This is a genomic window from Mesorhizobium sp. L103C131B0 (assembly GCF_000502275.1).
In the GTDB taxonomy this organism is placed as follows: domain Bacteria; phylum Pseudomonadota; class Alphaproteobacteria; order Rhizobiales; family Rhizobiaceae; genus Mesorhizobium.
In genome coordinates this window covers 18,558-38,669 of sequence record NZ_AYXC01000016.1, presented here as the reverse complement: position 1 = coordinate 38,669, position 20,112 = coordinate 18,558, and the positions used below count along the sequence as shown (strand labels likewise).

Genomic DNA, 20,112 nt, shown 5'->3' with positions numbered 1-20,112 from the left:
TAAACATTATGAATTTGAAATCCATCGCCTGGCAAGCAATTTTCCTTTCAAACGAAAGGAGGACGACAATGAAGGCAATCGAACTGCAGAGCCCAGGCGGCATCGACAATCTCAAGATGGTCGAACGGCCAATGCCGGAACCCGGCCGCCAGGAGATGATCGTCAAGGTCAGGGCCACGGCGCTCAACTACCGCGATGTCGAGATCGCGCGCGGCAGCTATCACACGACATTCCCCTTGCCGCTGGTGCCGCTTTCCGACGGCGTCGGCGAGGTCGTTGCGCTTGGCTCCGAGGTCAGCCGCTTCAAGGTCGGCGACCGGGTCTGCGGCACGTTCTGGCAGCGATGGGTCGGCGGCAGCTTCGCCATGGCCGAACCCTCATACCAGCGCGGTGGCCCCATCGATGGGCTGCTAAGCGAATTCGCCCGGCTGGACGAACAGGCGGCGGTCATCGCCCCGGCGCAGCTCAGCGATGTCGAGGCGGCGACGTTGCCTTGCGCCGCGGTCACTGCCTGGCATGCGTTGTTCACCGAGGGCAAGCTCAAGCCAGGCGAAACCGTGCTCAGCCTCGGCACCGGCGGCGTGTCGCTGTTTGCCGTGCAGTTGGCAAGGGCGGCCGGCGCGCGCGTCATTGTTACGTCGAGCAGCGATGAGAAGCTTGCCCGGGCGAAGGGGCTTGGCGCGCATGATGGCGTCAACTACCGCGACAATCCGGATTGGTCGTCGGCCGTGCTGGCGCTGACCGATGGCCGCGGCGCGGACCACATCATCGAAGTCGGTGGTCCCCAAAGTTTCGCGCAGTCGCTCAAGGCGTCGGCGCGCGGCGCCCAGATCAACGTCATCGGCTATCTCGGCGGCAGCGAAGGGGTGATTAATCCGCTCGACATCTTCCGCCGCCAGGTGAAAGCACGCGGCATACCGGTCGGCTCGCGCGAGTCCTTCGAAGCGATGAACCGGGCGCTCGCCGTCAATCGGCTGCGGCCGGTGATCGACCGGGTCTTCCCATGGGCAGAGGCAGCGCAGGCCTTTCGCCATCTCGAACACGGCTCTCCCTTCGGCAAGGTCGTGCTGGATCATACACAGTGACGTTGCGTGTCAGGGCAGGCGGTTGGCCTTCTGCAAGGCTTGCTTTGTCTGATCGTCGGTCAGCCCTTGCAGGAAATCGTCCATCTCCGGATCGATAAGGCCGGCGCGGCGGGCGACCACATACCATGCCCCGGCCAGGATCAGGTCGGGGTCGGTTCCGATGCCGCCCATATAGAGCTTTGCCAACCGGTTCTGGGCAGCGACATTGCCGCCTTCAGCTGCCTGCTTCATCCAGTTGAAGCCGGATTTCAGGTCGCGAACACCGCCCCGGCCCTCGATCATCCAGGCGGCAAGATCGATCTGCGCGGTGTCGTAGTTCTGCCTGGCAGCCTGTGCCAGCAAGCTGCGGGCCTTTGCATCGTCGCGGGTCTTGCCGCCGACGCCATTGGCATAGACCTGCGCCATCGCATACTGGGCGTCGGCAAGCCCTGTCGCCGCGGCACGCTCATAATAAGGCACAGCCCTGGCGATGCCGGCATCGCCCGGATCCTGCTGCACGAGCAATTGCGCGAAGTTGAACTGCGCCAGCCGGTTGCCGGCCTCGGCGGCGGCCTGCATCAGCGCATAAGCTCCCTTCTCGTCCTTCTTGACGTAGCGGCCGTCGAGCAGCATCAGCGCATACTGGAACTGCGATTCAGGAATCCCCTGCTCGGCGGCCTGCGCATACCATTTGGCGGCTTCCGCTGGGTTGAGCGGCACGCCCAACCCGCGCGACAGGATCTCGGCCACCAGCGTTTGCGCCGCCGGGTCGCCATTCTGAGCCCGCACCAACGCCAGATTGTAGGCCGTCTTGTAAAGGCCGCGCTGGAAAGCGCCATAGGCGGGGTCCGCCGGCTTGGCGCCGAAACGTTCGGGGTTGATCGCGTCGGCCGACGGCAGCGGCGCGGTTGTCGCCGGCTGCGGCAGCGGGGTGTCGATCGGCTTGTCGATATGGACGCCGGAATCCGTGGCACCGGCTTTTGGGGCACCCGCATCGGGGGCGACCGCATCCGGCACGCTGAGGGCGGGTGCGCTGGTGTCCGGCCTCGGCTGCGGCAGCGGAACGGTCTCCGCCGCGATCGCTGCCCCGCTCATCAACGCCGCAACGAGAACCGCGAGAGGAAGTCCATGTCGGCGCACGTCAGCCCTCGAAGCGCGGCGCGGTTTGGTCGAGCAGCGCATTGGCGGCGGCAATCGCCGCCTTCGGATCGGCGCCTTCGGCAAAGACGGCGCTGGACAGCGCCACGAACTCGGCGCCAGTGGCGGCCACCGCTTCTACCGAGGCGATGGCGGAACCGGCCATGACAATGCAAGGGATCTCAATCACGTCCGCCCACCATTGCCCGAGCGACAGGTTGCGCGGATGCGGTTCCGGCTTGTTGTCGTAGCCGAAGCGGCCGAAGAAGATGTAGTCGGGTCTGGTTTCGCCGAGTTCCAGCGCGTCGTCGCGCGTCTTGGCGCCACCGGCGCCGACCATCATCTTGCCCTGGAAGTGTTCGATGGTCTCGGCGAGCGCGTCCTTGGAAACCTCGACATGAATGCCGTCGGCCTGGACACGGCCGGCAATGCGGGTATCGCCGGCGATGATGACGGCGATGCCGGCCGCTTGCGCCGCCGGTACGATCTGTTCTGCAAAGGCCTGGAAGGCAGCCTCGTCCATGCCGTTCTCAGGCAGGATCAGCGAAGCGATATCACCGCCGTCGAAGGCAGCCGCAATGCGCTGCGCCGGAGCGTCCTTGGGTGCGATCAGCACGATGCGGCAGCGGTTGGGGGGTGTTGCGTCGTTCATTGGCTTTCGATCCCGGGTTTCGCCTATGCCGGGCGAAGATGGTTGCATTGCGGCATAGAACAAAGCGCCCGCCTTGAACAGGCGGGCGGGGATCGATGCGCTGGCTTTGGTTTACGATCGCCGGCGAGCCGACGCTCTGCGGCTCATTTGACGGCTTGCGGGCTTTCGGCCGGCGATTTGGCCCTCCACAAAGTCCAGCCGAGATTCATGCCGGCGGCGGCGATCAGGATGGCGGCTGCGCCGACGAGCTGGGCCGGATGCAGCCGGTGGCCGAAGGCCATGACATCGACCAGGATCGCAACGACAGGATAGATGAAGGACAGCGACCCCTGCAGATGCGTCGGCAGTTTTTGGATGGCGGCGTACATCAATATGTACACCAGGCCGGTGTGAACGACGCCAAGCGTGGCCAGCATGGCCCAGCTCCAGGCATCGGGGGGCAAATGCGAGAGGTTGGCGAAGGGCGCCAGCATGACGACGCCGACGCAGACCTGGATCAGCGCGATCAGATGCGGCGGGGTGCCCTTGAGCTTCTTGGCGACGATTGCCGCGACAGCCCAGAAGAAGGCCGCTCCGAGCGCCATGACGATGCCGACGACATAATCTGTGCCGGTTATGCCGGAACCGACACCCGCATCGGGCCCTGTCTGCACGATCAGCAGCATGCCGGCGAAGGCGATGCCGAGCCAGGTCAGCTTGGCCAGGGTCAGCCGCTCGCCGAAGAACAGCGCGCCGAAGCCGACCAGCATGAAGGGCTGCGTGTTGTAGACCGCCGTGGCAATCGAGATCGAGGCGCGGGAGAAGGCGCTGAACAGCAACAGCCAGTTGATGACAATGGCCGCGCCGCCAAGAGCGGCGATGGCAACAATGCGCAGCGTCAGCCTGCCGCGCAGCAGCCCGAGTGCCGCGCAGGTGATCAGCAGCGCCACCGCGCCGAAGGCGCAGCGCCAGAACACCACGTCCATGACGGGCTGGCCCGACATGACGACAAACCAGCCGATCGTGCCGACGATCGTCATCGCCGCCGTCATCTCGATCGTGCCGCGTACCGTGTTGTCCATGACAATACCTCTATCTGTTGAGGCCATAATCTCATGCCGCCTTGAGGGTTTATATGCCCTATGAAAGGTGATAAGGGTACAACACCTTATTTAATAAGGCGCGCGCTGCCCTTTTGCGAGGAGATGAAAATGCTGGACGAGTTGGACAGAAAGCTTCTCGACATCCTGATCCTGGATTCGCGGACTTCGTTGAAGGATCTGGCGCAGCAGGTCGGGCTGTCGTCGCCGAGCGTCTCGGAACGGCTGCGGCGGCTCGAGGAACGCGGCGTCATCCGCGCCTTCACCATCGAGATCGACCCGGAGGCGCTGGGGTTTCCGCTGCAGGCGATCGTGCGGGTGCGGCCACTGCCGGGCAAGCTGCATATTGTCCAGAAGCTGATCGAGGAGATCCCGGAATTCGGCGAATGCGACAAGGTCACCGGCGACGACTGTTTCGTGGCCCGGCTCTACGTACGCTCCATCGGCGAGCTCGACAAGCTTCTCGACCGCATCGCCGACAAGGCGGAGACCAGCACCGCCATCATCAAGGCGCAGCCGATCCGGCGCCGTCCGCCGCCACTGAATTAAGCTCCAGCTTGTAGCCGATGTGGCTGGCCTTGAAGCCGAGCCGGTCATAGAAGCGATGCGCGTCCTGGCGGCTCTTGTTGGTGGTCAGCTGGACAATCTTGCAGCCGCGTTCGCGGCACTGTTCGACCGCCCATTCCAGCAAACGCTGCCCCAGCCTTTCGCCGCGCCGGTCCGCGGCGACGCGCACAGCCTCGATCTGGCCGCGCAAGGCGCCCTGCAGCGACAGCCCGGCGAGATAGCTGATCTGCAACGTGCCGATGACGCGGCCGCTATCCGTCATCACGGCAAGAAACTGGTTGGGGTCGGCGTCGATGGCGGCAAAGGCGTCGCGATAGGCCTTGGCGAGTGGTTCGGTCGCATCCTCGCGGCTGCGGCCAAGCGGATCGTCGGCGAGCATGACTACGATGGCAGACAGGTCGGCCGCTTCGGCGCGGCGGATGTGGGGTTCGCTCATTGTCAAAAACCTGGGGGTCAAAAACCTGGGGCCAAAACCTGATGCAGCGGGGACGGCGCCCTTATGCATCGGCGATGATCTTGCCGCAAATCCGGAACCGTCGCTTTACGCACAGTTGATCGACACGGCCGGCATTTTCCCGGTCGCGGCGCAAGGGTTTCTGGGCTATTGCAGGGCAATCGTCTTCCCTCCAGCATTTCCAGCTCATGTCAGGTCTGCTCGCCGATCCGTGGTTTTATGCCGCCGCCATTCCGGCGGTGATACTTGTCGGGCTGTCGAAAGGCGGCTTCGGCGGCGCTGTCGGCTTCGTTGGCGTGCCTTTGATGGCGGTGGCCATGCCGCCGGTGCAGGCGGCGGCTATCCTGCTGCCGATCCTGTGCCTGATGGACATCGTTTCGGTGTGGACGTGGTGGGGTGTGTATGACAGAAAGATGCTGGTCGACATGATGCCGGGCGCGATGATCGGCATTGGGCTCGGCTGGCTGACGGCAGCGCTCGTAACCGAAGAGATGGTGCGGCTGATCGTCGGCGCTGTCGCGCTGATCTTCGTGCTGCGCTGGCTCTATCTCCAGTTCCGCCACGGTTCCGACCATGCGGCGGCGGCCAACCGCATCGCCGCCGCCTTTTGGGGCACCGTCGCCGGCTTCACCAGCTTCGTCGCCCATGTCGGCGGGCCCCCCTTCCAGGTCTATGCGCTGCCGATCCGGCTCGATCCGAAGGTGCTGTCGGGGACATCGGCGATCTTCTTTGCCGCCACCAACGCGCTGAAGCTGATCCCCTACTTCGCGCTTGGCCAGTTCGACACCGCCAACCTGACGGCGTCGGCCGTGCTGATGCCGCTGGCGCCGCTGGCCACCATCGCCGGCGCCTGGCTGGTGCGGCGCATGCGGCCGGAGATTTTTTATCCCTTCACCTACGCGACCGTGGCCGTGGTCGCGGTCAAGCTGCTTTGGGACGGGATCGCCGGCCTGCTCTAAATCCCGCTCAGGCCGCTGCCGGTTTGGTTCGCGGGGCGCTCGCAAAGGTCAGCGATGCACCACCCATGACCACGACCGCCATTGCGCCGAGAGTGGCGATGTCGTGCGCGGTCGGCTTCAGCACCATGTCGGCGACGACGACGATCATGATGACGAAATCGAACTTGACGATCCGTATCATGCGGCGCCCAAACGATATGGCAGCCGGGGTCATGCCGTCCGCGGCAAGCATTGTGGCAAGCTTTTCGAACGAAGGCTTCAGCACGAGGATACCGGTCAGAAACGCGGCGGCGTAGCCGCAAAGGCCGATGACGACCCAAAGGTCGGAGAAGCCGGTCCATAGCGAAGTCAGCACCAGACCAGAAGCCAGGGTCGCGATAGACGCCGGCACGAACAGACGCAAGCCGAGTTTGTCCGTCGTTCTCAGCATGACCATCAGCGTCTCGTCGTCGCCGGCGCGATCGGCGAGTATCGAAACCAGCAGCATGGCGAAACCGCCGCCGAGCCAGAGGATCGCTGCCATGACATGCAGGAATTTGAAGAGAGAATACCAGTCCATTGCCGCTCCTTGTGCATCGTTCCGGGGGTAAACGCTGCTTTCGCGCGTCTGCTTCCGAAGGAGGGCGGATTATCTCCGTACATGTATCCAGAAGATGCCGCGTGGGTGCCGGCTTGTTGCGGTGGCGCCGTCGCCGGATTTTACCGCCAGCCCGCACAATACCCGGCATTTGCCGGATAGACGCCGTGTCGGCATTGGCTGGTTCGCGGCATGATCCTGAAACCTGCGGGGACTAAGACCGACGCTCCATTTTGGCCGCGCGCGGTCGGACCAAGTCTGCAGCAACCAACGAGGGTATCCCATGCAAGGCGTAGCACGAAATTTCTTCACCCCTGGCCGTCATCTATTCCCTGTGCGGCATGGCGCTCGGCCTGCATATGGCGATCTCCAATGACCATGGGCAGATGCCGACCCACGCGCACACCATGGTGGCGGGCTGGCTGATGTCGGCGGTGTTTGCTTTCTTCTACCACCTGTTTCCAGCGGTCGGGCAAAAGACGATTGCGGTCGTGCATTTCTGGCTGACGGCAATCTGCGGCATCGCACTGATGATCGGGCTTTACCTTGAACTTGCCGGCCATCCGGAGATCGAGCCGGTGCTGGCTTCCTCCTCGATGGGCTTTTATGCGGCAATGCTGCTGTTCGCCTTCATTTCCTTGCCGGCTGTGTGGAAGAAGGCATGAACAAGCCGACGATCAGGCTTAGGGGGCCGTTGTGCTGATACGGCACAGAAGGGCAGCGGTCGATCAAGAAATGTCCGCGCCGTTAAGGGTTCATTAAGCTTTACAGGTGTTTACTATGTCCATCCAGTGATCTGGATTCTTACCGAGTGGTTGGAGCCACTTCGTTTGACGCCTCCCTGTTAAACTCCTGAGAGCCGCCTTATCCGCGGCTCTTTTTTTGTCTGCTTCTGGTCCGCTTGGCGCCCCTGCGCAGGCGTTAACCGTTTGTTAAACATGTGCTTGCCTTCACCGGCGGCGAAGCGCATTTTCAAGCTTCAGTCATCTAGGGTGCCGGCGTTACGGCGATGAAGCCGAATCAGCCGACGGGGCAGTGCAGGGGCGTATCGATGAACGAGCCTTCGAAGGGCAGCGCGAAAACCATCAAGCTGGCGGAACGCCGGGTTTTCTCCCAATCCTTCAAACCGCTCTACCAGGAAGGAATGGGCCTGGTTGAGCAAGCAGCGGAATATCTCGACGGCAAGGGCCGGGCCGAGGCCAAGAAGCTGTCCAGACTGGCGGCGACGCTCTATGCGGCCGAATCGATGCGGCTGACCACAAGGCTGATGCAGGTCGCCTCCTGGCTGCTTTTGCAGCGGGCGGCAAACTCCGGCGAGATGACCCGCGACCAGGTCGCTTCGGAAAAATCCAAGGTGCGTCTCGACACCGCCTCGGCGCATGACGAAGCGGTCGGCTGGGGCGAACTGCCGAAGGATTTCCTCGACCTCGTCACCCGCTCGCTGCGCCTGCAGGCGCTGGTGCGCCGCATGGACGAAGAGATCTATGGCGGCGCGTTTGCCGAGACGCCGGTAACAAGCCGCCGCGCCAATCCGGTTTCCGACCAGATCACGCTGCTGAATACGGCTTTCGCTCGAGGTTAAACGCTTCCCGTTTCCGGTTTGTTCACATTTCCCTGACATCGCTGTGCGCCGGAGGTAGACTTCGCGCATGAGGGAAGCGATTCGCATCATCGGTATCGATCCGGGGCTGAGGCGCACCGGATGGGGCATCGTCGAGAGCCTCGGCAACTCGCTGCGCTTTATCAGCTCCGGCACTGTACGCTCCGACGACAAGGCGGCGCTGGCGACACGGCTCTGCCAATTGCATGACGGGCTGGCCGAGATCCTGCACGCGGCCATGCCGCAGGAGGCGGCCGTCGAGCAAACCTTCGTCAACAAGGATGCGGTGGCGACACTGAAGCTCGGCCAGGCGCGCGGCATAGCCATGCTGGTGCCGGCGCGCGCCGGCCTTGTCGTCGCCGAATATGCCCCCAATGCCGTCAAGAAGGCGGTGACCGGCGTTGGCCATGGCGACAAGAAGCAGATCCACATGATGGTAAAGGTGCTGTTGCCGAAAGCCGTTTTCGACACCGAACATGCCGCAGACGCGTTGGCTATTGCCATCTGCCACGCGCATCACCGGCAAAGCGTCGCCTACAGGATGGCGCTGGCCGGTTAGGCGTGTTCTTGACTTGTTCACGGTAAGGCAGTAAGTAATACCTGAGAGGTATTACCATGCGTGTCACCACCAAAGGGCAGGTCACGATACCCAAGCAGATAAGGGACCATCTGGGCATCGGGCCTGGTTCCGAGGTGGAATTTGTCGCCACCGACGATGGCGCCCGTCTTGTGGCCGTCACCGAAAATCTGTCTGAAGAGGAGGCAGCCCGCAGGTTCAGCGAGGTGCTTGACCGGATGGAGGGATCCCTGGATCTGGGTGGCATGACTGCCGACGAATATATGGAATGGTTGAGGGGGCCGCGTGAAGATCTCGACGTTGATTGACACCAATGTCCTCATCGACGTCTGGGGCCCGGCCGGACCCAATACAAAATGGTCGGCGTCGGCGATTGTTTCCTGCCGCCGCGACGGCGCATTGGTGGTCAACACGATTGTCTGGTCCGAACTGGCACCGCTGATCGCGACGGAGACGGCGCTTCGAAAGGCAGTCGAAACGCTCGAGATCGGTCGCGAGCCTCTGCCTTGGGACGCGGCTTTTCTTGCCGGTGTTACGCATTCGCGCTACCGCCGGGCGGGCGGCGTGCGGGAGCGTACCTTGCCCGATTTCTTCATTGGCGCCCATGCGACCGTTGCCGGGCACCGCCTCTTGACCCGCGACGCTGCTCGCTACCGCAGCTATTTCCCGGAGCTCGACATCATCTCTCCGGAAACACACCCATGAAAGCCCCTTCTTCCATGAAAGATCTGGCATGATCGGCAAATTGAAAGGCACGCTGGACGAGATCGACGAGGATTTCTGCCTCGTCGATGTGCACGGCGTCGGTTATGTCGCCTATTGCTCGGCGCGCACGCTGGCCGCGCTGCCTTCGCCCGGCGAGGCGGTGGTGCTGTTCATCGAGACCTATGTGCGCGAGGACATGATCCGGCTCTACGGTTTCCAGTCGGTGCTTGAGCGCGAATGGTTCCGGCTGTTGATGAGCAATGTGCAAGGCGTCGGCGCCAAGGTGGCGCTGGCCATCCTGTCGACGCTGGCGCCGGCAGACCTCGCCAATGCGATCGCGCTGCGCGACATCGCCATGGTCAGCCGCGCGCCCGGCGTCGGCAAGAAGGTGGCCGAGCGCATCGTCACCGAGTTGAAGAACAAGGCGCCGGCCTATGCCGGAACCGCCTCCGGCACCATCGGCCTTAAGCAGGAGCTCGGCGAAGGCGTGGCGCCGGCGCCGATTACCGACGCCGTCTCGGCGCTGGTCAATCTCGGCTATTCGCGCGACACAGCAGCCAATGCTGTCGCGGCGGCGCTGAAGACGGCCGGCGAGGACGCCGATGCCTCGAAGCTCATTCGTTTCGGGCTGAAGGAACTGGCGCGGTGAGTGATTGCTTGTCCGGTCCTTTGCCCTGTGCGAGGAAGGCCGCATGAGCCTTTCACCCCGCCTCATTGCCCCGGAAAAGCGCGGCGAGGATGCTGAGCAGACCTTGCGGCCGCAGACGCTCGCCGATTTCGTCGGCCAGGCCGCAGTGCGGGCCAATCTCAAAGTCTTCATCGAGGCCGCCAAGGGCCGCAGCGAGGCGCTTGACCATGTGCTGTTCGTCGGGCCGCCGGGGCTTGGCAAGACAACGCTGGCGCAGATCATGGCGCGCGAGCTCGGCGTCAATTTCCGCTCGACCTCCGGCCCGGTGATCGCCAAGGCCGGCGATCTCGCCGCACTTCTCACCAATCTCGAAGACCGCGATGTGCTGTTCATCGACGAGATCCACCGGCTCAATCCGGCGGTCGAGGAAATCCTCTATCCGGCGATGGAGGATTTCCAGCTCGACCTGATCATCGGCGAAGGTCCGGCGGCACGCTCGGTCAAGATCGATCTTGCCCGCTTCACGCTCGTCGCCGCCACCACCAGGCTCGGCCTTTTGACCAACCCGCTGCGCGACCGTTTCGGCATTCCGGTGCGGCTCAATTTCTATTCTGTCGAGGAACTGGAGCAGATCGTGCGGCGCGGCGCCCGCATCCTGCAAATGCCGCTTGGCGACGATGGCGCGCTGGAGATCGCACGTCGCGCCCGCGGCACGCCGCGCATCGCCGGCCGGCTGCTGCGCCGGGTGCGCGACTTCGCCTCCGTTGCCGGCGACGGTCACGTCGACAAGCAGGTTGCCGACGAAGCCCTGACGCGGCTGGAGGTCGACGCGCTCGGCCTCGACGCGCTCGACCGCCGCTATCTCTCGATGATCGCGCGCAATTTCGGTGGTGGGCCGGTCGGCATCGAAACCATCGCCGCCGGCCTGTCCGAGCCGCGCGACGCCATCGAGGACATTATCGAGCCCTATCTGATCCAGCAGGGTTTCATCCAACGCACGCCACGCGGCCGCGTGCTGACCGCCAATGCCTGGCGCCATCTCGGCCTCGACGCACCGAAGGATCTGGCGCAGCAGCAGATCAACCTGTTCCAGGAAGAGTAACGGAGATTTGTCCTCCGGAACGGGCTGTCTGCGCAGAATTTCCTCAAGCCTGCCAGCGTGAAGGCGCATTCCTGGATGCTATCGGGCGTCGTAGTGTCGGCGCGAACTGCTCCGATCAAGGTCGGAGCCAGAAAAGTGATCACCAGACGCGGGTTCCTGAAATTCGCCGGAGGTTCGTTCCTCTCGCTGGCTTCGCTCAGTGCCTATGCGGTCGGCATCGAGCCGATGCTGTTGACGCATGTGAAGCGCTACCGGCTGACGCCGCCGCATTGGCCTGCAGATCTCAAGCTGCGCGTCGTAGCACTTGCCGATATTCACGCCTGCCGTCCCTGGATGACGCCTGAGCGGATCGCTTCGCTCGTCGAGGATGCAAACGCGCTGCAGCCCGACCTGATCGTACTGCTCGGCGACTACATCTCAGGCATGTCCCTGCTGATGCACCGGATGGAAGCCCATGAATGGGCGACGGCCTTGTCCGGACTGAAGGCGCCACTCGGCGTCCTGTCGATCCTCGGCAATCACGACTGGTGGCACGATCCTTTCGCGCAGCAGGCCGGAGCGGGGACTGTGGCGCGCAAGGCATTGGAGGAATCCGGCATCTCGGTTCTGGAGAACGACGCCGTGCGCCTGCAAAAGGATGGATACGGCTTCTGGATCGCCGGGCTCGCCGACCAGCTGGCACTGTTACCGAACAAGGCCGCAGGCCGCGACAAATTTGAAGGCCTGGACGATCTCGGCGGCACGCTGGCCAAGATCACCGACCAGGCACCGATCATCCTGCTTGCGCATGAGCCTGACATTTTCCCGAAAGTGCCGTGGCGGGTTTCGCTGACGCTGTCGGGCCACACACATGGCGGGCAGGTCAGGCTGTTCGGCTATTCACCGGTGGTGCCGTCCCGCTTCGGCAACCGCTTTGCCTATGGCCATGTCGTCGAGAATGACCGCAATTTGATCGTGTCAGGCGGACTCGGCTTCAGCATCGCGCCGGTGCGCTTTGGCATGCGGCCGGAGATCCTGCAGATCGACCTCGGTTAGGGCATGCCGGTATTCAGGTGATGCCGGCCTGCAAATGAGGTGTTCCTGCGCTTCCGGTAGTCACGGACCAAAGTCCGCTCCGTTCCGGTTTTCGGACCCCTCATTTTCGACTCGGCCTGACCTGAATCTCGACATGCCCTAGGGCTAATGGAGCGAGCGGATCGCATCCATCACGGCGGGTTCGGCCTTTTCGCCGTTGAAAGCGTCGACGATGCCGAAGGCGCCGCCAAAACTCCACACCGACCATGAGAAGCCATGCGCCTCGGCGCGCGCGATCATGTCCTTGACATAGGCCGCGCGGTATTTGGGCGGCATCACATAGGGATTGCCATATTCCTGGCGGATCATGCCGAACTCGCCCAGCGTGATGTTTTCCGGCTTGATGGCGTTGGCCTTCGCCCAGGCCTCGACCTTTTCGAACGGCGCATCCATGACGCCGAGCAGCTTTTCGTCCGTGTCCATGCTGGCGACTTGTTCATCGAGATAGGCGAGCAGGCCGTTCCGTCTGGTCCGTGGCGCCTCGGCTTTTATCTTGGCGCGGATCGCATCCAGCGTCGCATCGAGCTCGGCGCGCGGCACCGCGGTCAGCGGATAGGGCAGGCCGGTAACATAGAGAATGAAATCGCCGGCCCAGGTCGCGCCCTGATGCGTCAGCAGGAACGGGTCGTAGGAGTGGAAGGTCCAGATGATGTTGTCGTCGGGGATCGACTTTGGGTCGATCCTGACCAGCGAAGCCGCACTGGAATAACAGGCGCCGGTCAGGATCAGCGTCAGCCTGGTGGCCGAGGCGCGCGCGGCCGCCAACAGCTTTTGCTGACGCTCCGGCCACAGGCTGGCGCCATCGCTGTCGCAGTCGACGATCGGCTCGTTCATCGGCTCGAAGGCGACCTGCGCCGGGTCCTCGGAGGCCAGCGTGCGCGCCATTTTGCGGACGACCTCGACATAGGCGTCGAAGGTTGCGGGATCGTCCATCACCTGGCCCATGCCGATCTCGCGGCCGCCGCCGGCGGGAATCAGGTGCATGTCGACGATCACTTTCAGACCGGCCCGGTTGATCATGCGCGCCGAGTCTCGCACGCTGGCATAGAGGTCGTCGCGCAGCGCCAGCGTCTGGTCCGACATAAACGGCGAGGGGTCGACCGGCATGCGCAGAAAGTCGAAACCGGCGGCCTTCAGCGCCTTGAGGTCACCCTCGTCGAGGAACTTGCGCCATTCCGGATAGGGCAGGATGGCTTGTCGGTCGTTCCATTTGTCTTCCCCGACCCAGGTCGTCCACTGGTCGAGGTTGAGGCCGCGCTTCATCGAAAAGGTCGCGGCCTGACCGGGAAGCGCAGACGCCGCCAGCACCAGCAGCGCTGCCATCAAGGTCTTGATCATCGCCGTCAACAGTGCCATCCGGTTTGCTGCGCTGGTGATTTTGGCAAGACAGGTGCCCCGCCGGGGGCAAAAAGGAAAGCGCGATGGACGATCATGGTGAATCGGCGGCGCTTGCTGCCGGGCTTTCCGGAGCCTTGACGGAATTCGGCCATCGGCTGATGGCGCGAGTCTATTATGCCGACACCGATTTTTCCGGCGTCGTCTACCATGCGCGCTATCTCGAATTCTTCGAGCGCGGGCGCTCGGACTATCTCAGGCTGGCGGGCGTCCACCACACAGAACTTCACGAAGGCAAGCACGGCGAACGGATCGTCTGGGTGGTGCGGCGCATGGAGATCGACTTCCGCTCGCCTGCCCGCATGGACGACATCCTGACCATCGACACATCAACGCAGGATATTTCCGGCGCCCGCATCGTCATGGCGCAGCAATTGAAACGCGGGACAGAGGTTCTGGTCGAAGCAAAGGTCGAGGCGGCGATCATTGGCGAGAACGGCCGGCCGAAGCGCTTTCCGAAAGAATGGATCGCGGCCTTTCTACCAGGAGCAAGCTGATATCCAGGCCTGCCGGCCGGCAACGGGCGGCCAATCGGCAGCGCATTCGATTGTGGATGGATGGTCCGCGTCGTCCCTTGGCGCGGCAATGCGCCGCGCCATATTTCCTAACCCATCCTTAACCATAACGGTTCATGAAGAGATCGGTGAAGATTGGAAGAATCCGCGCGCCTTCCTTTCACCAATATTTGCCCTGAAAAGGCCGCCAACGGTGCATTTTGGGGTTGATCCGGAAGCCAAGCGCGAACGGACCACAAGGGATGCCCATGGGCCAGCCGCCAGCGATGCCCGGAAAATCTTAAGGACTGAAGCATGGAAACTACCGCACTCGCCGATCCGGCAGCGCAATTGTCGATTTGGGCGCTGTTCACACAGGCCAGCTGGGTGGTCAAGCTGGTCATGATCGGTCTGCTCTGCGCCTCGGTCTGGACCTGGGCGATCATCGTCGACAAGCTGGTCAGCTATGCCCGCATGCGTCTGTCGCTCAATCGCTTCGAACAGGTGTTCTGGTCGGGGCAGTCGCTGGAAGAGCTCTATCGCACGCTTGCCGACCGCAAGACCACGGGCATGGGTGCGATCTTCGTCGCCGCCATGCGCGAATGGAAGAAGAGCTTCGAGAAGGGGGCCAAATCGCCGCTCGGCCTGCAGACCCGCATCGACAAGGCGATGGACCTGGCGTTGACGCGCGAGATGGAGAAGCTGGAGGGCCGTCTCGGCTTTCTCGCCACCACTGGTTCGGCCGCACCCTTCATCGGCCTGTTCGGCACCGTCATCGGCATCATGACCTCGTTCCAGGCGATTGCCGGTTCGAAGAACACCAGTCTCGCGGTTGTTGCACCCGGCATTGCCGAAGCGCTGCTGGCGACGGCCATCGGTCTTCTCGCCGCCATACCGGCGGTTATCGCCTACAACAAGCTGTCATCCGACGCGAACAAGATCGCCGTGCGGATGGAAGGGTTCTCGGACGAGTTCTCCGCCATACTCTCGCGCCAAATCGATGAAAAAGTAGCGCCTAAGGGCTGAGGTAAGAAGATGGGTATGTCGGTTGGCATGGCAGGACGCGGCGGACGCGGACACAGGCGGCGCGGCCGCCACCATGCATTGATGTCGGAAATCAACGTCACGCCGATGGTCGACGTGATGCTGGTGCTATTGATCATCTTCATGGTCGCCGCACCTATGTTGACGGTCGGCGTGCCGGTCGACCTGCCGGAGACTAAGGCCAAGGCTATGAACGCCGACACCCAGCCGATCACCGTTTCGATCGACGCGGCCGGCAAGATTTTCCTGCAGGAGACCGAAATCCCAAGGGAAGAGCTGGTCGCCAAACTGCAGGCGATTTCCAAGACCGGCTACGAAGAGCGCATCTTCATCCGCGGCGACAAGGCGACCAACTATGGCGCCGCGATGGAGGTCATGGCCCTCATCCAGGCCGCCGGCTACAAGAATATCGGCCTGATTTCACTGCAGCAACAGGATCAGTAGACGCACGATGAAGACCGGCCTCACCACATCGGTGATACTGCATACGGTGGCACTGGCTTTCGGCCTGTTCACCCTGTCGGCGCCGGCCGCGCTGCCGTCCACGGATGTCGAGTCGATAGCGGTCGACATCGTTCCCATGGAAGCCATTGCGCAGACGCTGCAGGGCGACAAGAAGGCGGTGATGCATGAAAAGCCGGCGCCGATGCCGACCAAGCGTCCCGACATCGTGCCAGATGCACAGAAGATCGGCGAGAACAGCGTTGATACCGACAAGCCGGTGACGGACGAGCCCAAGCCGAAGCCGGTGGAGAAAACAGCGACGGCTGCTCCGGCGCCGACGCCGACCGAAAAGCCGAAGACCGAGGACACGCCGAAGCCGAAGGAAGCGCCGAAGCCGACACCTGCGACGGAGGTGGCGCCGGAGCCGCAGCCGAAGGAAGAGGTCAAGCCCGAGCCGGTGAAGCAGGTTGAACCGAAGCCGACCCCGGTGAAGGAGCCTGCACCAACACCGCAGCCGGACACGACCGCCGCCATAGAGCCGAAGCCACGCGTGAAGCCCGATGCGGTCGCCGAAGCCATATCGGATCAGCAGCCTCTGGAAGAAGCGCAGCTTCCGACTTCCGCTCCTGCTCCCGAAGCACGGCCGAAGCCGCAGCCGGCGCAGGCCGAAAGCGCGAAGGCTCCGGACCGCAAGGACACCGACAAGCCGGTCAAGGAAGCGTCGTCGAAGCCGAAGTCGGATGACAAGCAGTTCAATGAGGCTGACATCAAGGCTTTGCTCGACAAGCAGAAGCCATCCGGCGGCGGCGCCAAGCGCTCGACCCAGCAGGCATCGCTAGGCGGCGACAAGGATCAAGGCCAGAAGCTGTCGAAGTCCGAGCAAGGGGCATTGGAAGAACAGCTCGGTGGCTGCTGGACCCTCCCGGTTGGGCTTGAGGGTTCTGAGGATTTCACCGTGGTGATCCGTTTCAGCCTGGATGCCTCCGGCAAGCTGGAGGGCCGTCCGACCGTCGAGAAGTCCAGCGGCAACCCCCAATTCGACAGCAGCGCGGTTCGCGCTGTGCAGAAATGCGATGTCGCCGGCCTGCAGGTGCCCGCCGGAAAGCATGACATTTGGTCCGACGTTCGCGTCAACTTCGATCCCAGAGCGATGCTTGGCCTGTAGCCTGAGCACCCAGAAATCAGCAAGAGAAGCGAGAAGACATGAAATCCATCCTCAAGCCGCTCCTGATGGTCGCCGCGATGGCGATGGGCATGAACGCCGTCGTCACCTTGCCTGCTCGAGCAACCCTCGAGCTCAACGTCAACAAAGGCAATGTCGAACCGATGCCGATCGCCATCCCAGATTTCCAGGGAGGGCTCGGCGCGCAGATTTCCGAGATCGTCACCGCCGACCTGAAGCGCTCCGGTCTCTTCGCACCGATAGACAAGAACGCCTTCATCGAGAAGATCGCCAATCCGGATGCGCAGCCCCGTTTCGACGACTGGAAGGTGATCAATGCGCAGGCGCTGGTCACCGGCAGCGTGAGCAAGGAGGCGGACGGCCGAATCCGCGCCCAGTACCGACTATGGGATATTTTTGGCAACCAGCAGATAGCCGGGGAGCAGTTTTTCGCCAACGACGCAAATCAACGCCGTGTCGCCCACATCATCGCCGATGCGATCTATGAGAAGCTCACCGGCGAGAAGGGCTATTTCGACACACGCGTCGTCTTCATCGACGAATCCGGCGCCAAGAATGCGCGTAAGAAGCGGCTCGCCATCATGGACCAGGACGGCGCCAATGTGCGCTATCTCTCCGATGGCCGCTCGATCGTGCTGACGCCGCGTTTCTCGCCGAATCGGCAGGAAATCACTTACATGTCGTATGAAAGCGGCCAGCCGCGGGTCTATCTGCTGCAGATCGAGACCGGACAGCGCGAACTGGTCGGCAACTTTCCCGGCATGACCTTTGCGCCGCGCTTCTCGCCCGACGGCCAGAAGGTGATCATGAGCCTGCTGCGCGATGACGGCAATTCCAACATCTTCGCCATGGACCTGCGAAGCCGCTCGACCACCCGGCTGACCAACTCGACCGCCATCGACACCTCGCCCTCTTATTCGCCCGACGGCAGCAAGGTGGTATTCACTTCCGATCGTGGCGGCCGTGCGCAGATTTATGTGATGGGCGCCGACGGCTCGGGCCAGACCCGCATTTCGTTCGGCGACGGCGTCTATTCGACGCCGGTATGGTCGCCGCGCGGCGACCTCGTCGCCTTCACCAAGCAGACCGGCGGCGAATTCCAGATCGGCGTCATGAAGACCGACGGTTCGGGCGAGCGCATCCTTTCCTCGGGCTTCCAGCAGGAGGGACCGACCTGGGCGCCCAACGGCCGCGTGCTGATGTTCTTCCGCGACTCCGCCGGCGGCCCAAAACTGGTTTCCGTCGATCTCACCGGCCGCAACGAACAGTCGATCCCGACCGCGAATTTCGCGTCGGATCCCGCCTGGTCGCCGCTGCTGGAGTAGGTTCGGCCGAATTGCCACACCTGCTAAAAAGGGGCCCGTTTGGCCCCTTTTCCATTCATTAGTCGCGTTTCGGCCGCATTTCCGCCTAGGGTCCGCGCCAACTGTGACCGTGGATTTGAAGGTCGTGGACGGACGATCGAAACCAAACATTAACCGTATTTCTTGAATGCCGGTTAACCCAAACGTGGTTACTGGGTGATCAACGAAATCACTCGAAATACGATCACTCGAATACGAAGGAGAGGCGGCATGGGCCGTATCGCAGCACTTACCAGAAACCCGGCGATGATCGCCCTGATCGCAATGCTCGCCATCACCGGTTGCGCCTCGAAGAAAACCCCGAACAGCGCTGAAGAGCTCGGCCTCAACGGCGCGGGTGCGGCAACGCCCGGCTCGGCGAAGGACTTCACCGTCAACATTGGCGACCGCATCTTCTTCGACACGGACTCGACCGCGATCCGCGCCGATGCGCAGACGACGCTGTCGCGCCAGGCGCAGTGGCTCAACCAGTACAAGCAGTACGCCATCGTCGTCGAAGGCCATGCCGACGAACGCGGCACGCGTGAATACAATCTGGCTCTCGGCGCCCGCCGCGCCGCCGCCACCCGCGACTTCCTGGTCGCCAGGGGCGTTTCGGCGAGCCGCCTGAAGACCATTTCCTACGGCAAGGAACGTCCGGTCGCGGTCTGCGACGACATCTCCTGCTGGTCGCAGAATCGCCGCGCCGTCACCACGCTCTCCGGCGCCGGCTCCTGATGAGTAAGACGGCGGCCTTAGTCGCATAATTGCAACACTTCCATGCGAAAGGCGGCCTTGTGGCCGCCTTTTTCAGTTTCGGTCCCGGAAACAAACCCGGAAACAAAATTTGGCCGAAGTCTCGCCTCCTGCTAAGAGCCGAGGGCGTCGTGCCGGTCCCACTGTGATCGGAAGGCGCGAACAGGCTCACGATATTCACGGCGAGAGGCACATGCATTTCAGATCGGTCTTGAGCGGCACGCTTGCGCTGCTGCTCGTATCAGGCTTCGCGGCTTCCGCGAGCGGCACCGGACAACCCGCGGATAGCGGCTTTTCCTTCCATCTGCCGACGCTCGGCATTTTCGGCAAGAAGGAGAAGCCGGAGCAGCAACAGATCGCGCAGCAGCAGGACGGCACCGCCGCCGCGGGGCTGGAAGATCAGCTCCGGCAGATGAACGGCAAGCTCGAGGAACTCAACTTCCAGATCCTGCAGATGCAGGAGCAGATGCGCAAGCAGCAGGAAGACAACGAGTTCCGCTTCCAGCAGTTGGAAGGCGGCTCCAGCGGGCAGCCGCCGGCCCAGAAGAAATCGGAGGCCGCGCCGCAGGACGGTGGCGCGGGCACCGGCGTCGCCGAGGCCCCGGCAGACCAGGCGCCGGCCGATGCCGGCGCGCAGCCGGATGGCGGCCAGAGCGTCGGCGAGGTCATCGTCGAATCGCAGACCGGCGATCCCGGCAAGGTGATCAACGGCACGCCGCCCAAGACCTTCGGCACCATTACCGTCGACAAGAACGGCAATGTAATCGACGCCGGCGGCAACACGCAGGCAGCGGCGCCGGCGGAAGGTGCGGCTCCCGCCGCCGAGGCGCCGGCTGCCGGGGCTAAGACCGGCAAGTCGGACGGCACGGTGGTGGCGGCGCTGCCTGCCACCAACAACCCGGAAGAGATCTACCGCAACTCCTACCAGTTCATCCTGTCGGGCGACTACAGCACCGCCGAGCAGGGTTTTCGCGACCACATCGCCCGCTTCCCGAAGGACGCCAAGGCGGCGGACGCGCATTACTGGCTTGGCGAATCGCTGCTTGGCCAGCAGAAGTATCATGACGCTGCCGAGGTTTTCCTCTCCGCCAGCAAGGACTATCCGAAGGCCAAGAAGGCGCCTGACATGCTCCTGAAGCTTGGCGTGTCGCTGGTCGGCCTCAAGCAGAAGGATGTCGCCTGCGCCACCTTCGGCGAGATCGGCAAGCGCTATCCCGATATTTCGGCCGCGCTCAAGGAACGCGTCAAGCAGGAGAGGGCGCTGGCGGCGTGCTAGTC

23 protein-coding genes and 1 pseudogene are annotated in these 20,112 nt (G+C 63.1%); 18 read left to right on the top strand and 6 right to left on the bottom strand.

Annotation, left to right across the window (positions count from 1 at the left end):
* Positions 1 to 68: 68 nt before the first annotated feature.
* Positions 69 to 1,085 carry an NAD(P)-dependent alcohol dehydrogenase gene (locus X730_RS142680; RefSeq protein ID WP_023704896.1) on the top strand — a complete coding sequence of 339 codons (1,017 nt, stop codon included), beginning with the start codon at positions 69 to 71 and terminating at the stop codon, positions 1,083 to 1,085.
* Positions 1,086 to 1,094: 9 nt separating this feature from the next.
* On the opposite strand, the gene X730_RS142685 is transcribed toward X730_RS142680, so the two are convergent.
* The 3 genes from X730_RS142685 to X730_RS142695 all read right to left on the bottom strand — a co-directional run bounded on the left by X730_RS142685 (position 1,095) and on the right by X730_RS142695 (position 3,914).
* Positions 1,095 to 2,159, bottom strand: a complete 1,065-nt coding sequence (locus X730_RS142685) for a tetratricopeptide repeat protein (protein WP_196814837.1) — start codon at positions 2,157 to 2,159, stop codon at positions 1,095 to 1,097.
* Positions 2,160 to 2,205: 46 nt separating this feature from the next.
* Positions 2,206 to 2,853 (bottom strand): thiamine phosphate synthase, encoded by a 648-nt coding sequence (locus X730_RS142690; RefSeq protein WP_023668761.1) that lies wholly within the window; start codon positions 2,851 to 2,853, stop codon positions 2,206 to 2,208.
* A gap of 143 nt (positions 2,854 to 2,996) precedes the next feature.
* Complete coding sequence (locus tag X730_RS142695) at positions 2,997 to 3,914, bottom strand: DMT family transporter (protein ID WP_023827020.1); 918 nt, start codon at positions 3,912 to 3,914, stop codon at positions 2,997 to 2,999.
* Between the two features lie 129 nt (positions 3,915 to 4,043).
* Between X730_RS142695 and X730_RS0134220 the strand changes: the two genes are divergently transcribed.
* Entirely contained in the window at positions 4,044 to 4,481 is a 438-nt protein-coding gene (locus X730_RS0134220; RefSeq protein WP_023704892.1) for an Lrp/AsnC family transcriptional regulator, read from the top strand.
* On the opposite strand, the gene X730_RS142700 is transcribed toward X730_RS0134220, so the two are convergent.
* Entirely contained in the window at positions 4,438 to 4,935 is a 498-nt protein-coding gene (locus tag X730_RS142700) for a GNAT family N-acetyltransferase (protein ID WP_023827019.1), read from the bottom strand. The two genes, X730_RS0134220 and X730_RS142700, sit on opposite strands and share 44 nt — an antisense overlap.
* Before the next feature lie 206 nt (positions 4,936 to 5,141).
* On the opposite strand from X730_RS142700, the gene X730_RS142705 reads away from it, so the two are divergent.
* On the top strand, positions 5,142 to 5,912 hold the full coding sequence (locus X730_RS142705; RefSeq protein WP_023827017.1) for a sulfite exporter TauE/SafE family protein: 771 nt from the start codon (positions 5,142 to 5,144) through the stop codon (positions 5,910 to 5,912).
* A gap of 7 nt (positions 5,913 to 5,919) precedes the next feature.
* Here the strand turns inward: X730_RS142705 and X730_RS142710 are convergent, their stop codons facing one another.
* Positions 5,920 to 6,471: a DUF2269 family protein gene (locus tag X730_RS142710; protein ID WP_023827016.1), complete on the bottom strand. Its 552-nt coding sequence runs from the start codon at positions 6,469 to 6,471 to the stop codon at positions 5,920 to 5,922.
* Between the two features lie 301 nt (positions 6,472 to 6,772).
* Here X730_RS142710 and X730_RS01000000164675 point away from each other — a divergent pair.
* From X730_RS01000000164675 to X730_RS142745, 8 genes and pseudogenes are all read left to right on the top strand, one after another.
* A pseudogene (locus X730_RS01000000164675) lies at positions 6,773 to 7,154 on the top strand (hypothetical protein).
* A 386-nt stretch (positions 7,155 to 7,540) separates the two neighbouring features.
* Positions 7,541 to 8,071 (top strand): DUF1465 family protein, encoded by a 531-nt coding sequence (locus X730_RS142715; protein ID WP_023827015.1) that lies wholly within the window; start codon positions 7,541 to 7,543, stop codon positions 8,069 to 8,071.
* A gap of 67 nt (positions 8,072 to 8,138) precedes the next feature.
* Positions 8,139 to 8,648, top strand: coding sequence for a crossover junction endodeoxyribonuclease RuvC (ruvC, locus tag X730_RS142720; RefSeq protein WP_023827014.1), 510 nt, complete (start codon positions 8,139 to 8,141; stop codon positions 8,646 to 8,648).
* Between the two features lie 56 nt (positions 8,649 to 8,704).
* Positions 8,705 to 8,974: an AbrB/MazE/SpoVT family DNA-binding domain-containing protein gene (locus X730_RS142725; protein ID WP_023737866.1), complete on the top strand. Its 270-nt coding sequence runs from the start codon at positions 8,705 to 8,707 to the stop codon at positions 8,972 to 8,974.
* Complete coding sequence (locus X730_RS142730; RefSeq protein WP_023827013.1) at positions 8,952 to 9,371, top strand: type II toxin-antitoxin system VapC family toxin; 420 nt, start codon at positions 8,952 to 8,954, stop codon at positions 9,369 to 9,371. Before X730_RS142725 ends, X730_RS142730 begins: the two co-directional genes overlap by 23 nt.
* 28 nt (positions 9,372 to 9,399) lie before the next feature.
* The gene (gene ruvA / locus X730_RS142735) at positions 9,400 to 10,020 is read left to right on the top strand and encodes a Holliday junction branch migration protein RuvA (RefSeq protein WP_023737864.1); all 621 of its coding nucleotides are present in this window, start codon (positions 9,400 to 9,402) and stop codon (positions 10,018 to 10,020) included.
* Positions 10,021 to 10,063: 43 nt separating this feature from the next.
* Entirely contained in the window at positions 10,064 to 11,101 is a 1,038-nt protein-coding gene (gene ruvB / locus X730_RS142740) for a Holliday junction branch migration DNA helicase RuvB (protein ID WP_023688958.1), read from the top strand.
* A gap of 135 nt (positions 11,102 to 11,236) precedes the next feature.
* Positions 11,237 to 12,136: a metallophosphoesterase gene (locus tag X730_RS142745; protein WP_023827012.1), complete on the top strand. Its 900-nt coding sequence runs from the start codon at positions 11,237 to 11,239 to the stop codon at positions 12,134 to 12,136.
* A gap of 144 nt (positions 12,137 to 12,280) precedes the next feature.
* Here the strand turns inward: X730_RS142745 and X730_RS142750 are convergent, their stop codons facing one another.
* Positions 12,281 to 13,531 carry a cellulase family glycosylhydrolase gene (locus X730_RS142750; RefSeq protein WP_023827011.1) on the bottom strand — a complete coding sequence of 417 codons (1,251 nt, stop codon included), beginning with the start codon at positions 13,529 to 13,531 and terminating at the stop codon, positions 12,281 to 12,283.
* 65 nt (positions 13,532 to 13,596) lie between these two features.
* On the opposite strand from X730_RS142750, the gene ybgC reads away from it, so the two are divergent.
* The 7 genes from ybgC (at position 13,597) to ybgF (ending at position 20,110) form a co-directional block, all read left to right on the top strand.
* The gene (ybgC, locus tag X730_RS142755; RefSeq protein WP_023700290.1) at positions 13,597 to 14,067 is read left to right on the top strand and encodes a tol-pal system-associated acyl-CoA thioesterase; all 471 of its coding nucleotides are present in this window, start codon (positions 13,597 to 13,599) and stop codon (positions 14,065 to 14,067) included.
* Positions 14,068 to 14,379: 312 nt separating this feature from the next.
* The gene (gene tolQ / locus X730_RS142760) at positions 14,380 to 15,090 is read left to right on the top strand and encodes a protein TolQ (protein ID WP_023673844.1); all 711 of its coding nucleotides are present in this window, start codon (positions 14,380 to 14,382) and stop codon (positions 15,088 to 15,090) included.
* Between the two features lie 9 nt (positions 15,091 to 15,099).
* A complete protein-coding gene (tolR, locus tag X730_RS142765; protein ID WP_023673843.1) occupies positions 15,100 to 15,552 on the top strand; it encodes a protein TolR in 453 nt (150 codons plus the stop codon).
* 7 nt (positions 15,553 to 15,559) lie between these two features.
* The gene (locus X730_RS142770; RefSeq protein ID WP_023673842.1) at positions 15,560 to 16,717 is read left to right on the top strand and encodes an energy transducer TonB; all 1,158 of its coding nucleotides are present in this window, start codon (positions 15,560 to 15,562) and stop codon (positions 16,715 to 16,717) included.
* 38 nt (positions 16,718 to 16,755) lie between these two features.
* Positions 16,756 to 18,060 carry a Tol-Pal system beta propeller repeat protein TolB gene (gene tolB, locus X730_RS142775; RefSeq protein WP_023673841.1) on the top strand — a complete coding sequence of 435 codons (1,305 nt, stop codon included), beginning with the start codon at positions 16,756 to 16,758 and terminating at the stop codon, positions 18,058 to 18,060.
* Between the two features lie 249 nt (positions 18,061 to 18,309).
* Positions 18,310 to 18,816, top strand: coding sequence for a peptidoglycan-associated lipoprotein Pal (pal, locus tag X730_RS142780; protein WP_027050585.1), 507 nt, complete (start codon positions 18,310 to 18,312; stop codon positions 18,814 to 18,816).
* 211 nt (positions 18,817 to 19,027) lie between these two features.
* Positions 19,028 to 20,110, top strand: coding sequence for a tol-pal system protein YbgF (ybgF, locus tag X730_RS142785; protein ID WP_023694601.1), 1,083 nt, complete (start codon positions 19,028 to 19,030; stop codon positions 20,108 to 20,110).
* Positions 20,111 to 20,112: the final 2 nt, after the last annotated feature.